The sequence below is a fragment of the Thermaurantiacus sp. genome (assembly GCF_053487655.1).
Genome location: NZ_JBRCLD010000029.1, coordinates 1 through 14046, shown reverse-complemented (window position 1 = coordinate 14046; position 14046 = coordinate 1). Strand labels below are relative to the sequence as shown.

The following is a 14046-nucleotide window of genomic DNA, read 5'->3' as shown; positions in this document are numbered from 1 at the left end:
AAGAGGCAGCCCCAGGAGGAAGGCGGCCGCGACGGGAAGTGGCGCATCGCCGCCGAGCCCGAGCACCCGGGCCGCAAGCCCGCTGACGCCAGCAACACGACCGAGGGCAAGCAGCATCACGGCGGCTGCAAGACCGATCATCAGCCCGCCGGCGAGGGGAAGGGCGTGGGGCAGCATCACTGTCACAGCGCGTTGAGCGGCAACTTCAGATAGCGCACGCCATTGGCCTCGGGCTCCGGCAAGCGCCCCGCATGCACATTGACCTGGATCGACGGCAGGATGAGGACGGGCATCTCAAGCGTGCGGTCGCGCGCCTCGCGCATGGCAACAAAGGCGTCTTCCTCGATGCCGTCATGGACATGGACGTTGCCGGCGCGCTGGGCCCCGATCGTCGTTTCCCACGCGAACTCGTCGCGGCCCGGCGCCTTGTAGTCGTGGCACATGAAGAGCCGCGCCTCGGACGGCAGCGACAGCAGGCGACGGATCGACCGGTAGAGGGTGCGCGCGTTGCCGCCCGGGAAGTCGGCGCGGGCGGTGCCATAGTCCGGCATGAAGATGGTATCGCCAGCGAACACGGCATCGCCAATCACATAGGCAAGATCGGCCGGCGTGTGGCCGGGCACATGCAGGGCCATGGCCTCAAGCTCGCCGATCGCAAAGCGCTCGCCATCCGCGAACAGATGATCGAACTCGACCGCCTCGCGCGGCCACTCTGGCCCGAAATTGAAGACGCGAGCAAAGACATCCTGCACTTTGCGGATTTCGCGACCGATGGCGATCTGCCCGCCCAGGCGCGCCTTCAGGAACGGTGCTGCCGACAAATGGTCGGCATGGGCATGCGTTTCGAGCTGCCAGTCCACCTTAAGCCCTTCGGCTGCGACATAGGCGAGGATGGCCTCTGCGGAGACGGTCGACGTGCGGCCCGACTTGGGGTCGAAATCATGGACGGAGTCAATGATGGCGGCGCGCTTTGTGCGCGGGTCGTGGACGACATAGCTGACCGTAAAAGTCGCTTGATCAAAAAAGGCCCTGACGACGGGCGCCGGGCGCGTGCTGCGCCGCGCAGCCGAAATGATGGCGCTTGCTGCTGCCAAGGCAGCATCTGGCTGGGCGGGAGCGCCAGAGGAAGCTTCCGACTCGACAGCAGTGACGGTCATGACAAGTCTCCAACCACTCTTTCATTTTTGGATAGGTATGAAACTCTCTTGAATCAAGGGTGTCGCAGTGGCAGGGATGGGGCATGCATCCGCCCCCTTCCCGGCCATTGGCCGACGCTTATGCCGACGCGTGTGCCGACTCCCGGGGGGCGCTTCGCATCGGCGATGTTGCGCCAGGCTTTTCGGCTCGCTCGACGAAAGGGCCGGTATCGCTCCTCGATTATCGCGGACGCTCAGTGCTGCTGTTTGCCCACCCGGCCGATTTCACGCCGGTGTGCACCAGCGAGTTCGTGGCGCTGGCGAGGCTGCAACCTGCGTTCGAGGCGATCGGCGTTGCGCTTCTCGGCCTTTCGGTGGACAGTCTCTATGCCCATCTCGCCTGGGTGGAGGCGATCGAGCGCGAGCTTGGCGTTGCGATCCCTTTTCCGATCGTCGAGGACAGCGGGATGGTGATTGCGCGGGCCTACGGGATGCTTGCTGCCGACCACCAGTCGACGGCGACGGTCAGATCCTGTTTCTTCATCGACCCCGACGGCCTCATCGAGGCGGCCCTCGCCTATCCGGCCCATGTCGGCCGCTCGGCGGCGGAACTGCTGCGGGTGGCAACGGCGCTGGTTGAGGCGCGCAAGTCCGGTCTTCTTGCTCCGGAAGGCTGGCAGCCGGGCATGCTCATGGCGGCACCGCCGCCAGAGCAGGCTGACGGGCTGGCGCCGGGCTGGTTTGCAACTTTCCGCCAGAGCCCGGGGTCATGAGCCCAGTCAGGCTGGCGCGGCACGAGGCAGAAGCTGCTGCTGCCCAGCTGCGGCTGTTTGCGCAGCCGCAGCGGCTGATGATCCTCGCTGCCCTCCTCGACGGCGAGCGCAGTGTCAGCGCCATTGAAGCTGCGACCGGTGTCAGCCAGCCGGCGCTGAGCCAGCAGCTTGCCGACTTGCGGAAAGGGGGCGCAGTGCTGGCGCGGCGGCAGTCGAAACTGGTCTTCTACCGGCTGGCCGGCGACCATATCGCCCATTGTGTGCGCAGCCTTTGCGCGATGTTCGGAGCGTCAGAAGAGCAGGCCGCTGCCCCGCCTCCGGCGCCGGATCGGCCGGGAGCGGCCGCCAAGTTTGCCCGGATCCTGAGCACCACTGCCTGCCTCTGACTGAGGCCGAAGGGAAGGGGACGTTGCGGCCAGCCGGGCGCGGCGCGAGGCGGGCCTAGCGCTCGCCTGCCTCCCCAAGCCGGGCCTCGGCGTAGCGGGCGAAGGCTTCGATGGCACCTGTCGGCCTTGCCACTGCGAGCAGGCAGATCGCCGCTTCCCGAAGCGGCGGCCAGCCCGCGCCAGCGCGGACGAGATCGGCGGGCACGCGTCGTGCAGGAAGCACGGTGAGGCCAAGGCCAGCCCGCACGGCCGCCACCTGCCCGGCCTCGCTCGGGGACGCGTAGACGACATCGGCAGCATGGCCAGCGCCGGCCAGGGCTGCAAGCGCGCGTGCGCGATAGACGCACGGCGCCGGCGCGAGGACGAGCGGCACTGGGCTGTGGGGCTGGGCTGCGGCCAGGCGAGTGACACCGACCCAGGCGAGCGGTTCACGGCGCAGGAGCCTGGCACCTGGCAGGACTCGCTCCGGATCCTGCTTGATGAGGATGAGATCGAAGGCGCCAGTCTCGAACTGCTCGACGAGGTGAAGGGTGAGGTCGCAGCGGACATGGAGGCGCACCCGGGGGTGCGCTGCGGCGAAATCGGCGAGGATGGCAGGAAGGTCGGCACCGGCCACATCTTCCGGACAGCCGAGGCGGACATCGCCTTCAACTTCGCCGTGGCGAAACCTGGCTTCGAGCGCCGCGGCTGCCTCCACGACGGCAGCAGCATGGGGCAGCAGCCGCTCGCCTGCCGGTGTCAGCGTGACGGAGCGGGTGGTGCGCGCGAACAGCGGCGCCCCGAGCAGGCCCTCCAGGCGCCGGATCTGGGCCGAGACGGCCGACTGCGTGCGATGCACACGCGCAGCCGTGCGCGTGAAACTTCCCGTCTGCGCGAGGTCGAGGAACGTGTGGAGCAGCGGAATGTCGAGCGGAAGCATGGGGCCTGCGCTAGCCGCCAGGACGAGGGAGTCAAGCCAGATATATGAAGGGAATTGCTCAATCTGGTGAAAACTTTTGGTTTCTGGCCTCTGAAAGGCTCAATCTATCTGCGCTCGGAATTGAATCTGGAGCCTTGTCGTTGAACAGCGCTGTCCTTGTCGAGAATCTCGTCTCTCCGGTCACGATCGCTTTCGTCATCGGCATGATCGCATCGCTCATCCGTTCCGACCTCGAGATTCCCGAGCCGGTCATCCGCATCATCTCCATCTATCTTTTGTTTTCGATCGGGCTGCAGGGTGGGCAGGAACTGTCCCAGGTCAGCCTGGCTGATATTGCCGCCGGTCTTGGCGTGGTTGCCCTCTTGGTGCTTCTCCTGCCGCTTGCCGGCTTTGTGGTGGCGCGCTCGATCCTGCGGCTTTCGGTGCCCGATGCAACTGGAGTGGCAGCGCTCTATGGCTCGGTCTCGTCGGTGACCTTCCTTGTCGGGCGCACTTATGCCGACACCATGGGAACGCCCATGGATGGCTATGTCATTGGGCTTGTTGCGTTGCTTGAGCTTGCGATTCTCGTTGCCCTCGTCATCGGGCGTGCGGCGCTTGCAAGGGAGAGCGCGCAGTCGCTGCCAGTTGGCGAGCTGTTGCTGGAGACGCTGCGCGGCCGCGGCCTGCTGCTCCTCGGCGGTGGGCTGGTGATGGGGGCTTCCATTGGCGAGACGAACTTCAGTCGGATTTCGCCCTTTTTTGTGGACTTGTTCCGCGGTGTGCTGGTGCTGTTCTTGCTGGAGATGGGGATGGCAGCCGCCCGGCAGCTGCGCTCGTTTCAAGATGTGGCCGGGCGGATGCTGGTCTTTGGTGTGGCGGCACCCGTCGTCTTCGGATTTGCAGCCACCGGCCTTGCAACGGCTGCGGGGCTTTCCCTGGGCAGTGCAGCCGTCATTGGGACGGTTGCGGCAAGCGCCTCCTACATTGATGCGCCGGCTGCAGTCCGTGCGACCTTCCCCGAGGCCAATCCCTCGATCTGGCTGACGTCCTCGCTTGGCATCACCTTTCCGTTCATGATGCTGGTGGGTGTTCCCCTGGTCTATCGCTTCGCAAGCTTCTGGGCTGGGCTTTAGGGCGGCGAGCATGCATTCGAGGGCCGTGCCGGGGCACGTGCGGCAAGCGACCAGACTTGCCGTCCATGGCCGAGCTGGCGCAGGGGAAGCGCGTGACAGTCGTGGTGGTGGGAGCCTCCGGCGGGATTGGGGCAGCACTTGCGGAGTTTGCCGAAGCGCGTGGCATGCGCGTGGTGCGCGTGTCGCGGCCGGCGCTCGATGCCATGCAGCCGCAGACGTTTCTTGAAGCGGCTGCCGCTGCTGGCGACGGGCTGGAGGCAGTGATTGTTGCAAGCGGGCTGTTGCATCGCAACGGCACCGGGCCGGAACGGGATGTGCGGATGCTCGACCCGCAGTGGCTGGTGGAAAGCTATGTCGCGAACGCGGTGGTGCCAGCGATGGCAGCGCGGGCATTTGCGCCCAGGCTTGCCCGCGACCAGCGAAGCCTCTTTGCCGTGCTGACGGCGCGGGTGGGCTCGATTGGGGACAACCGGCTGGGCGGCTGGTATGCCTACCGCATGGCAAAGGCGGCCGCCAACCAGCTCACCCGAACGCTTGCGGTGGAGCTGGCGCGGAAGAACCCGAAAGCTATCGTGGTGGCGCTGCATCCAGGGACGGTGGACACGGCGATGTCGAAGCCGTTCCAGCGCAATCTGCGGCCCGGGCAGCTGGTGACTCCGGCCGTTGCTGCGGCCAATTTGTGGCGTGTCATGGACGGGCTGACAAGCGCGGATTCGGGCCGGTTCCTCGCCTGGGACGGCAGCACCATTCCCTGGTGACGCCGCGCAACTGACGCGCGCCTGCCGCGTTCCCGCCGCAATGGCCTCCTAGCTGTGTGGCATGCGACGGACCTGTGCCCTTGTTCTCTTGCTGCTCGCAGCCCCTGCGGCGGCTTCGGAGTCGCCGCTTGTTGAAGGCGCGCCCAACAGCCGGCCGATGCTGATGGGCGACGATAGCCCGGCCTGTGCGCCGGGCTCGCGCGAGGCGGCAGTCAAGGTGCGCGTCGAAGGGCTCAAGAGCCGCTCAGGCCATGTGCGCGCCGAGCTCTACCCTGCAACCGAGGCGGACTGGCTGAAACCCGATCGCCTGCTTGAGCGCGAGGGCAAGCCCTTCCGCCGGGCCTGGCTGCCGGTGCCAGCGCGCGGACCCGTCGAGCTTTGCCTCAAGGCGCCAGGGCCGGGGATCTACGGGATTTCGGTGGTGCACCAGGCGCGGCCGCGCTGGAAGTTCGATGTGCTAAAAGACGGTGCCGGCTTCTCCGGCAATCCCCGGATCGGCCGCGGCAAGCCCGGGCATCAGGAAGTGGCTGTGCGAGTGGGGCCAGGCCGGTCGGAGCAGATTGTCGTCATGAACTATTTGCAGGGCCTTGCTTTCCGACCGCTCAAGCGACCGGCCGAGCGGGTGGCAGGGGCAGCGGACACGAACTGATGCATATTGTCGACGTTGCCGAATTCTATGCGCCCCTGGGGGGCGGGGTCAAAACCTACATCGATGCCAAGCTCGCGTTTGCAGCGGAAGCCGGGCACCGGGTGACGGTGCTGGCGCCGGGCCCAGAGGACCGCGACGAGGAGCGGCCGGGTGGCATGGTGCGGTATGTGAAGTCGCCGGCGATTCCGGTTGACCGGCGCTATCACCTGTTCGCGGGCGTCCGCTGTGTGCATGCAGCACTCGATGCCCTCAAGCCCGACATGGTCGAGGCGTCTTCGTTCATGTTGGGTGCGGTGGCGGTTGCAAGCTGGCGCGGGCGTGTGCCGAAGTCCCTCGTGCTGCACGCCGACTTTGTGGCGCAGCATCCGCAGACCTGGTTCCGGAAGCTCCTCTCCCCCGAGCTCGTTGACCGCGGCTGCTTCTGGTACTGGGGTTATTTGGGGGCGCTTGCGAGGCGGTTTGACCGCGTCATTGCCGGCACGCGCTGGATGCAGGCGCGTGTGGCCAAGGAAGCAGGGATTGCCGCCGACATGGTGCCCTGGGGTGTTGACCTTGCGCTGTTCCGGCCGGAGAAGCGTGACGAAGCGTTGCGCGCGGAGTTGCTTGCGCTGCTCGGGCTGCCGCCGAGTGCGCGCCTTATCGTCGGGATCGGCCGCCATCATCATGAGAAGCGCTGGCCGATGCTGTTTCGTGCAGTGGCGCGTGCTGGCCGCGCGGTGCCGCTGGGCATGGTGCAGCTGGGCGACGGGTTTGACCGGGCGCGCGTTGCGAAGGCGGCAGCAGCAGCAGGCAATGTGCACTTGCTGGGGCATGTGAGCGATCGCGAGATGGTGGCGCGGATCCTGGCTTCTGCCGACGGCTTTGCCCATGCGAGCCGGGCTGAGACCTTTGGGCTGGTTGCCTCGGAAGCGCTGGCATCGGGCACGCCGCTCGTTCTGCCGGATGCCGGCGGCTGCTCGGATGCAGCCGACCCGGCCTGGGGCGAGAGCTACCGGGCAGGCGACGAGGCCGACGCAGCGCGGGCGCTTATCGCCTTTGCCCGGCGCAATCCGATGGCGCTCAGGGCAGCGGCGGCAGAAGGGCGGCGGACGCGCGTGATTTCAACCGCCGAGCATTTCTCGCGGCTGTTTGCGCTTTATGCTGGGACCTTGCCGCCTTCGACCGAGGCCGGGGCGGTGGAACTGCCGGCGGCGGGGGTTGCCGCCGCCGCCTGAGCCGGGCGCCAGCGGGAATGGAAGCCGAGCACGCCATCCTCGAGGGGCGCGTGGCGAATGAGGCGCAAGTCCTTCAGATAATTCTGGTGGACCTTCCACGGATATTTGGAGCCGCGCTTGGGCAGGATGGCAAGCGACCGCTGGACATAGCCTGAGGTAAAGTCGAGCCAGGGTTCATGGGTCAAGCTCGGGTCCCGGTTTTCGGCGACGGCGACGGCAGCGCCCTTGCGGTCGAGCGCGTGCAACAGGCGGCAGGCGAACTCGGCCGTCAAGTCGGCCTTCAGGGTCCAGGACGCATTGGTGTAGCCGAACACCGAGACGAGGTTCGGGATTCCATCGAACATCATCGCCTTGTAGGTGAAGCGGCTGGGCAGGTGCTGCGCCACACCGTCGATCGAGACGGCGGTTCCGCCCAAGAGGCGGAGGTTGAGGCCGGTGGCCTTGACCAGAATGTCGGCTTCGAGGTGGCGGCCGGATGCAGTGGTGATGCCGGATTCGGTGACTTCGGCAATCGTGTCGGTGACGACTTCGGCCCGGCCTTCGCGGACGGCGGCGAACAAGTCGCCATCGGGGACGAGGCAGACGCGCTGGTCCCAGACCTTGTAGCGGGGGGTGAAGTGGGCAGCGATCAGCTCTTCGGGGAGGTCGGCCGTCAGCATCTCGAGCAGACGCTTGCCGACGAACTCCGGCCGGCGGCGGGCGAGATCGAAAAACCAGCGCTGAAGGCCGATGTTGCGCCAGCGGATGAGGAAATAGGCGAGGCCTGAGGGGAGGACGCGGCGCACGAGATTGGCGACCCGGTCCTCGCTCGGGCGGCTCACCATCCAGGTGGGCGAGCGCTGGAGCATAATCACATGGGCGGCGGTCTTGGCGAGTTCGGGGACGATGGTGACAGCAGTTGCGCCCGAGCCGATGACGATGACGCGCTTGCCGGCATGGTCGAGGCCCTGGGGCCAGTGCTGGGCGTGGAAGCGGGTGCCGGCAAAGCGGTCCTCGCCGGGAAGCGGCGGATCATAGGGCTCTTCGTAGCTGTAGTAGCCAGCGCACATGAGAAGGAAGGAGGCGGTGAAGCGGCGGGTGCCTGCGGGGGTTTCGGCAGTGATGGTCCAGCGGTTGGATTGCGTGTCCCAGTCGGCCGCGGTGACCTTATGGTTGAAGCGGATGTGGGGAGTGATACCGGCTTCCTGCGCTGTTTCGTTGACATAGCGGAGGATCGCGGGGCCATCGGCAATTGCCTTGGCTTCCTTCCAGGGGCGGAAGCGGTAGCCGAGTGTGAACATGTCCGAATCCGAGCGGATGCCGGGGTAGCGGAAGAAATCCCAAGTGCCGCCGAGCCGGTCGCGGGCTTCAAGGAGGAGGTAGCGCTTCCCCCGGCAGCGGTTGGCGATGTGCCAGGCCATGCCGATTCCGGAAAGGCCGGCACCGACGATGAGAGCGTCGAGATGGGGGACGGGCTGGTCGGTCATGCGCTTCTCCCTGCCGCAGCAAGGGTGGCAGGACTGGCGAAGTTGCGCAAGCGGCTGGTGCGCGCGCCGGCCCGCCACGACGGGGCGGCTAGCGGAAGGTCTTGCGCAGGCCGAAGCTGACCTGGCGGCCGATCGGGTTCGCCGTGAAGGGATCGTAGTTGAGGTCGAGCCGGGCAAAGCCGGGGGTCTTGTTGAGGAGGTTGAAGACCGTGACGTTGAGGACAAGGTCGTGGGGGAGGGTCAGGTTGTAGCTGAGGTCGAGGGTGTAGAAGGCCGGGATGCGGTAGGCGGGCGGGCGGATGTCGATGTAGCCATTGATGAAATTGCCGGCGAGGCGGAGATCGTGGCGGCCGATGCTGCCTTCGATAAAGGTCTGCAAGCGGAGGTCGGGGATGGGGTAGGCGGTGGTCTGGAAGTTGAGTTTGCCAACCGCGTCGAAGCCGCGCTGGATGAGGGCGCCCTGGGAGAAGAGGTCGGAGACTTCGTAGGTGAGGACATAGGTGCCGGTTGCGCCAATGGCAGCGCGACGCTCGGCTCCGAAGTCATGGGCATATTGGACGAGGAAATCGATGCCGGAGGTGCGGACGTCGCTGCTGTTGACCCAGTCCGTCCGGCCGCGGACAACCTGGCCGAGCGTCGGCGTGAGCGCGCCGCAGCCGCCGGTCGGCGGGCCGCCGGAGAAGATGAAGCGGCCGATCAATGGGCTTGCGCAGTTGGCGGGAGTTGCGGCCGTTGCTCCGGGCCCGAAGACGGCAGCGACGATTCCGGCAATTCCCTCTGAGACGATCTGATCCTCGATCCGGTAGGACCAGTAATCGACGGTGGCGGTGAGCCCGCCGCGGTTGGCGGTGAGCCCGGTGGACCAGGTGAAGGCGGACTCGGGGCGGAGGCCGGGATTGTCGAAGACATCAACAGCGCGGAAGGCCCCGCCGATGAACTGGAAGGAGACGGCGCGGTCATCGGGCTGGATGAGGTTGGCTGGCGGGCCGCGGAAGGTGGTGCCGACCGAGCCGCGCAGGGCGAGCCCTTCCAAGAATTCCCATCGCACCGTGCCCTTGGGATCGACAGTCGAGCCGGCTGCGCCGCCATAGTCCTCGAACCGGAGTGCAGCCGAGATGGCAAGCCGGTCGGTGACCGGAAGCTGCGCTTCGCCGAACAGGGCGACCACATCGAGGCTTGCGTCATTGTCCGCATTGGGGGCGAGGAAGCCGAAGAGGCCAGTGCGCACAGCACAGCTGCGGTCGCCGAAGTCGAGACTGCCGGCACAGGGGAAGGCGTTGATGTCGTTGAACGGGCCGTAGCGGAACCGGCCCTGGTAGTTGCGATACTGGACTCCAAGCGCGTAGGAGACCGGGCCGCCGGGCAGCGCAAGGGGTGTGCGGCCAGAGGCGATGGCTTCGCCGACGAGGAGCCGGTTGGCGAGCCGGGAGTCCAGGGGCTTCAGGAAATAGCGGAAGACTTCCGGGGAATTGGCGAGCGCCGGGTTGAAGTTCGGGTTGGTCTCCCCGGTCAGGACGTTGCGCTGGACTCCGTTCGAGAAGGGGTTGAACCAGAGGCAGCCCCCCTGGCCGGGGGTGGTTCCGTTGCAATTGTCGCCGCCGAGGCCGCGCAGCGCCAGCTGGAGCCGGTCGGTCACAGTGTCGAACTGGTAGAGCCGCCGGCGGTAGTGATGCCAGGTCATGCCCGCATCGATGACAAGGTGCTCGGAAAGATCGGCGCGAAGACCAGCTGTCACGCGCGTTGATTCCGACTCCCGCCAGGCGGGCGATGCGCCAGGGACGCCGTTCACGTCGCCGAAGATGGTGCCTGCAACCATGGAAGTGCGGAAGGTGCCAGCTGCCAAGAGCGCGTGCGTTGCACCGCCGGGAAACTGGTCAGGGTTGAGAGCGCGATAGGCAGCAAGGCCGGGGTTGTCCGCCGGGACGAAGAACTGGACTCCAAGCGGGTTGGCGTTGCGCGAGGGGGTGTTGAGAAAGAGATAGGTGGGCGAGGTGTTGGAGAGCACCTCGGTGTAGCCGTAGAGGATGCTGGTCTCGAAGGTGAGGCGGTCGGTGAGCGTGAAGCTCCCCTCAGCATAGGCCTGGATTCGCTCTTCCTTCTCGACGAGATTGTCGAAGCTCGTGAAGTTGGTGGCACAGCGGCCGAGCAACGGCTGGCCGGCGGGATTGCGGCTCTGGACCAGCTCCTTGCCGCCGAGGACGCCGCAACCGCGGTCGAGCATGAGGCCTGCCGTCGGCCCGGTTCCGGGCGCACCGATGCGAAAAGGGATGAAGGCTGACGGGTTGCCGCCTTGCGACCAGCCGCCAGCGGGGTTCGCATCATAGGGCTGGAAGGCGAAATCCCGGTCGGTTGTGGTGAGGGGCGAGCGGTGCTGGTAGCCGAAGGCGGCAAGCAGGCGAGCGCGGCTCCCCGCCCACCCCCACAGGATGTTGGCGCCCCAGTCCCCGTTGGAGCCGGGGATGTAGCGATAATCGCCCGTCACGCGGACACCCTCAAAGCCCGAGTTGGAGATGAAGTTGACAACACCTGCAATCGCATCGGAGCCGTAGGTGGCAGCCGCGCCATCGCGCAGGATCTCGATGCGGCCGATCGCAGCCGCCGGAAGCAGCGACAAATCAACGGCTGCCGTGCCGATGGGTGCTTCCGCCAGGCGCCGGCCATTCACGAGCACAAGCGTTCGCGAGGGGCCAAGCCCGCGGAGGTTGATGGTGGTCACCCCCTCGGTGCCCTGGGCGCGGGCATCGAACTGGTTGGTGTCGCCAAGCGCACCAGCTGACGCTGGCAGCTGCTTCACGAGATCAAGGACGGTGGGCGCGCCCTGGCGGAGGAGATCCTCGGACGCAAGGACCGTGACGGGAAGTGCGCCCGTTTCAACGGCGCCCCGGATGAGGGTGCCGGTGACGACGATCTCGGCGGGGGCCTCCGTGCTGGCCCGGGGCTCTTGGCCCTGCGCCATCGCCGGGCCGAGGAAAGCTGCCACAAGCGGCAAGGCGCGCGCGACTTGCCCCGCTGCTCGCAGCGCCAAGACAAGACCTGGTTTTGCTGCACCCATGCCGCTCTCCTCCCCTTGCAGCATCGCTGGTGCCATGGACATCAAACCGCTGCCCCAACGGGCAGCCGAAGGGCCGGCCAAACGGGCTGGCCGAAGGGGCCGCCGGAAGGCAGCGACGAAAGATGTCCCTCCCTCCCGAGCGCAATTTACCAGCAGCGCCGCGGGTTGCAAGATGTGTCGAGAAAGAAATGCTGCGCAAAAAAAAGGGCAACGCATTGCGCCAATGCGTTTGCGGCGGAGCAAAGGCCGAAGGGGTTTGCGGCCCGCTTCGAGCGTGGCAGGGAGAGGTTGGAGGGTAGAGGTATGGCGGGACTTCGGATGGCCGTTTCGGACTTCGTCAAAGTGGCGTGCGGGATCGACCGGCCCGAGGATGTGGTGGTGGGACGTGACGGGCGGGTCTTCGCTTCCGAACACCAAGCGGCGGTCGCAGAGCTGCACGGTGATGGAAGCTTCACCCGCTTGGGGCCGAAGGGAGGCGCGCCCAACGGCATCACCATGGATGCCGAGGGGCGGATCCTCATTGCCAATTTCGGGATCTATGACGGCGTGCCTGGGCCGCTTGAGCGGTTCGATCCCGTCTCGGGGGTGCATGAGACCCTGGTTGCAGCGATTGGCGGGCGGGTGCTCTCCAGCTGCAACTATCCGGTGGTGGCCTCGGACGGGACGATCTGGTGCACGCATTCGACCTGGGCCGAGACCTGGCCTGCGGCGCTCGATGGGCGGCCGGATGGCTTCGTCTTTGCGCTCTTGCCTTCGGGTGAAGTGAAGGTGGCAGCCGAAGGCTTGCGCTTTGCCAATGGCTGCGCCTTCGACCAAGGGGAACGCAACCTCTATGTCTGTCAGACGAGTGCGGCCAATGTCCTGCGCTTTCCGGTGCTGGGGCCGGGCCTCCTTGGCGCAGGCGAGCCCTATGGGCCAGAGCTCGGGCCCTTGCTGGCAGGACCGGTTGACCCGGCAAATCCGCCGCCGCCGGAGATCTTCCGCAACCTCGGTTACACCGATGGCTGCGGCTTTGATGCAGAAGGCAATCTCTGGGTGACGCTGCCGGCGGCGAACCGGATCGTCGCCATCCGGCCGTCTGGGGACGTGGAGGTGGTGGTCGATGACCCCGAGGGCGTGCTGTTCGACCACCCGACCAATGTGAGCTGGGGCGGGGCGGACATGCGCGACCTTTATGTGGGCTCGATCCGGGCGCCCTATGTGCTTAAGGCGCGCTCGCCGGTGCCGGGCATGCGGATGGTGCACCAGCGCTAGGGCGTGGCGCCCCGCCGCCTTGCGCGGCGCTGCTGCAGGTGCGAAGGGGCGCCATGCCGGAGCGCAAGACGCAGATTGTGATTGCCGGGGGTGGCGCCGGGGGGTTGGAGTTGGCGCGCCGGCTTGGCGCCAAATATGGCCGCAAGCGCCACGACATCATCCTCATCGAGCGCAACCGGACCCATATCTGGAAGCCGCTGCTGCACGAGGTGGCGGCGGGCTCGCTTGATGCCAATCTCGACGAGGTGGGCTACAGGAGCCACTGCCACCGCTGGGGCTATCGTTTTTTCCATGGCAGCCTTTCGGGCATCGACCGTGCGCGCCGCGAAGTGGTGCTTGCACCGATGCTGGACGAGGATGGGCGCGAGCTGGTTGGCGAGCACCGCATCCGCTACGACTGGCTGGTGGTGGCGGTGGGCTCGGTCACCAATGATTTCGGCACACCCGGTGTGCGCGAGCATTGCCTCTTTCTTGACAATCGCGAGCAGGCGGACCGGTTCCGCAACCGGCTTCTGAACCAGTGCCTTCGGGTTTCGCGGCGCATGAGCGTGGATGCCCGAGCGGATGAATATGTGCGGGTGGTGGTGGTGGGCGGGGGGGCAACCGGTGTCGAGCTTTCGGCCGAGCTCTACAATGCCGCCGGGGGCCTCAGGCATTACGGGCTTGAGGTGTTCGACGAATCGCGTCTCAAGGTGACGCTGGTGGAGGCAGGCCCGAGGATCCTTCCGGCCTTGCCTGAGCCGCTTGCGAAGGCAGCCAAGAGCGAGCTTGAAGCGCTGGGCGTGACGGTGCGCGAAGGAACGCGTGTGGTGAAAGCCGAGCCGGGGGCAATTGTGACGGCGGACGGGCAGCGGATTGCGGGGGACCTGATGGTGTGGGCGGCAGGCGTGCGCGGGGCCGACTATCTCCGCGACATCGGCGGGCTTGAGACCACGAGTACTGCCCAGCTGGTGGTGAGGCCGACGTTGCAGACGACGCGCGATGACCGGATTTTCGCGATGGGGGACTGTGCCTTCTTCAAGCCTGAGGGCGCGCAGAAGCCAGTGCCGCCGCGCGCGCAAGCCGCGCACCAGATGGCCGAGACCGTGTTCAGGAACCTGGTGGCAGCGCAAGAGGGGCGGCCGCTCAAGCCCTTTGTCTATCGCGACCGGGGAAGCCTGGTTTCCCTCTCCCGCTTCTCAACCGTGGGGAGCCTTATGGGCAATCTCGTCGGCGGGCGAATGGCAGTAGAGGGGCGCCTTGCGCGGCTCATGTATCTTTCGCTTTACCGCATGCATCTCCTTGCCATCCACGGCTGGCTGAAGGGGGTGGCGCTGATTGCGGT

Annotated in this window: 12 protein-coding genes and 1 pseudogene; 8 read left to right on the top strand and 5 right to left on the bottom strand. The window is 66.6% G+C overall.

The genetic code is table 11. The features are described from left to right. Nucleotides 1–177, bottom strand: a pseudogene (locus ACWIQA_RS03050) (YeeE/YedE family protein); the annotation flags it as partial. Between the two features lie 5 nt (nucleotides 178–182). After that, nucleotides 183–1157: an MBL fold metallo-hydrolase gene (locus ACWIQA_RS03045; protein ID WP_448581591.1), complete on the bottom strand. Its 975-nt coding sequence runs from the start codon at nucleotides 1155–1157 to the stop codon at nucleotides 183–185. Nucleotides 1158–1240: 83 nt separating this feature from the next. Here ACWIQA_RS03045 and ACWIQA_RS03040 point away from each other — a divergent pair, with 83 nt between their 5' ends. Then, entirely contained in the window at nucleotides 1241–1909 is a 669-nt protein-coding gene (locus ACWIQA_RS03040) for a redoxin domain-containing protein (protein WP_448581590.1), read from the top strand. Continuing rightward, nucleotides 1906–2295, top strand: a complete 390-nt coding sequence (locus tag ACWIQA_RS03035; RefSeq protein ID WP_448581589.1) for an ArsR/SmtB family transcription factor — start codon at nucleotides 1906–1908, stop codon at nucleotides 2293–2295. The genes ACWIQA_RS03040 and ACWIQA_RS03035 overlap by 4 nt, the downstream gene beginning before the upstream one ends. Nucleotides 2296–2350: 55 nt before the next feature. Here the strand turns inward: ACWIQA_RS03035 and ACWIQA_RS03030 are convergent, their stop codons facing one another. After that, nucleotides 2351–3214 carry a LysR family transcriptional regulator gene (locus ACWIQA_RS03030; protein WP_448581588.1) on the bottom strand — a complete coding sequence of 288 codons (864 nt, stop codon included), beginning with the start codon at nucleotides 3212–3214 and terminating at the stop codon, nucleotides 2351–2353. 140 nt (nucleotides 3215–3354) lie between these two features. On the opposite strand from ACWIQA_RS03030, the gene ACWIQA_RS03025 reads away from it, so the two are divergent. The 4 genes from ACWIQA_RS03025 (at nucleotide 3355) to ACWIQA_RS03010 (ending at nucleotide 6950) form a co-directional block, all read left to right on the top strand. Further along, complete coding sequence (locus ACWIQA_RS03025) at nucleotides 3355–4329, top strand: sodium-dependent bicarbonate transport family permease (RefSeq protein ID WP_448581587.1); 975 nt, start codon at nucleotides 3355–3357, stop codon at nucleotides 4327–4329. Nucleotides 4330–4394: 65 nt separating this feature from the next. Then, a complete protein-coding gene (locus ACWIQA_RS03020) occupies nucleotides 4395–5087 on the top strand; it encodes an SDR family NAD(P)-dependent oxidoreductase (RefSeq protein WP_448581586.1) in 693 nt (230 codons plus the stop codon). Nucleotides 5088–5148: 61 nt separating this feature from the next. After that, nucleotides 5149–5736 (top strand): DUF2141 domain-containing protein, encoded by a 588-nt coding sequence (locus ACWIQA_RS03015; RefSeq protein WP_448581585.1) that lies wholly within the window; start codon nucleotides 5149–5151, stop codon nucleotides 5734–5736. Further along, nucleotides 5736–6950 (top strand): glycosyltransferase, encoded by a 1215-nt coding sequence (locus ACWIQA_RS03010; protein ID WP_448581584.1) that lies wholly within the window; start codon nucleotides 5736–5738, stop codon nucleotides 6948–6950. Before ACWIQA_RS03015 ends, ACWIQA_RS03010 begins: the two co-directional genes overlap by 1 nt. Here ACWIQA_RS03010 and ACWIQA_RS03005 read toward each other — a convergent pair. Both ACWIQA_RS03005 and ACWIQA_RS03000 read right to left on the bottom strand, forming a co-directional pair. After that, nucleotides 6872–8416, bottom strand: a complete 1545-nt coding sequence (locus tag ACWIQA_RS03005) for a flavin-containing monooxygenase (protein WP_448581583.1) — start codon at nucleotides 8414–8416, stop codon at nucleotides 6872–6874. The two genes, ACWIQA_RS03010 and ACWIQA_RS03005, sit on opposite strands and share 79 nt — an antisense overlap. A gap of 88 nt (nucleotides 8417–8504) precedes the next feature. Further along, nucleotides 8505–11468 (bottom strand): TonB-dependent receptor domain-containing protein, encoded by a 2964-nt coding sequence (locus ACWIQA_RS03000; RefSeq protein WP_448581582.1) that lies wholly within the window; start codon nucleotides 11466–11468, stop codon nucleotides 8505–8507. Between the two features lie 303 nt (nucleotides 11469–11771). On the opposite strand from ACWIQA_RS03000, the gene ACWIQA_RS02995 reads away from it, so the two are divergent. Further along, the gene (locus tag ACWIQA_RS02995) at nucleotides 11772–12722 is read left to right on the top strand and encodes an SMP-30/gluconolactonase/LRE family protein (RefSeq protein WP_448581581.1); all 951 of its coding nucleotides are present in this window, start codon (nucleotides 11772–11774) and stop codon (nucleotides 12720–12722) included. Between the two features lie 53 nt (nucleotides 12723–12775). Continuing rightward, nucleotides 12776–14046, top strand: a 1271-nt coding sequence (locus ACWIQA_RS02990) for an NAD(P)/FAD-dependent oxidoreductase (RefSeq protein ID WP_448581580.1), incomplete at its 3' end; no start/stop codon positions are given.

What these genes read in the sequence shown, in the direction of transcription:
- ACWIQA_RS03045 (WP_448581591.1), bottom strand. Translation starts at nt 1,157, where the DNA reads ATGACCGTCACTGCTGTCGAGTCGGAAGCTTCCTCTGGCGCTCCCGCC.
- ACWIQA_RS03040 (WP_448581590.1), top strand. Translation starts at nt 1,241, where the DNA reads ATGCATCCGCCCCCTTCCCGGCCATTGGCCGACGCTTATGCCGACGCG.
- ACWIQA_RS03035 (WP_448581589.1), top strand. Translation starts at nt 1,906, where the DNA reads ATGAGCCCAGTCAGGCTGGCGCGGCACGAGGCAGAAGCTGCTGCTGCC.
- ACWIQA_RS03030 (WP_448581588.1), bottom strand. Translation starts at nt 3,214, where the DNA reads ATGCTTCCGCTCGACATTCCGCTGCTCCACACGTTCCTCGACCTCGCG.
- ACWIQA_RS03020 (WP_448581586.1), top strand. Translation starts at nt 4,395, where the DNA reads ATGGCCGAGCTGGCGCAGGGGAAGCGCGTGACAGTCGTGGTGGTGGGA.
- ACWIQA_RS03015 (WP_448581585.1), top strand. Translation starts at nt 5,149, where the DNA reads ATGCGACGGACCTGTGCCCTTGTTCTCTTGCTGCTCGCAGCCCCTGCG.
- ACWIQA_RS03010 (WP_448581584.1), top strand. Translation starts at nt 5,736, where the DNA reads ATGCATATTGTCGACGTTGCCGAATTCTATGCGCCCCTGGGGGGCGGG.
- ACWIQA_RS03005 (WP_448581583.1), bottom strand. Translation starts at nt 8,416, where the DNA reads ATGACCGACCAGCCCGTCCCCCATCTCGACGCTCTCATCGTCGGTGCC.
- ACWIQA_RS03000 (WP_448581582.1), bottom strand. Translation starts at nt 11,468, where the DNA reads ATGGGTGCAGCAAAACCAGGTCTTGTCTTGGCGCTGCGAGCAGCGGGG.
- ACWIQA_RS02995 (WP_448581581.1), top strand. Translation starts at nt 11,772, where the DNA reads ATGGCGGGACTTCGGATGGCCGTTTCGGACTTCGTCAAAGTGGCGTGC.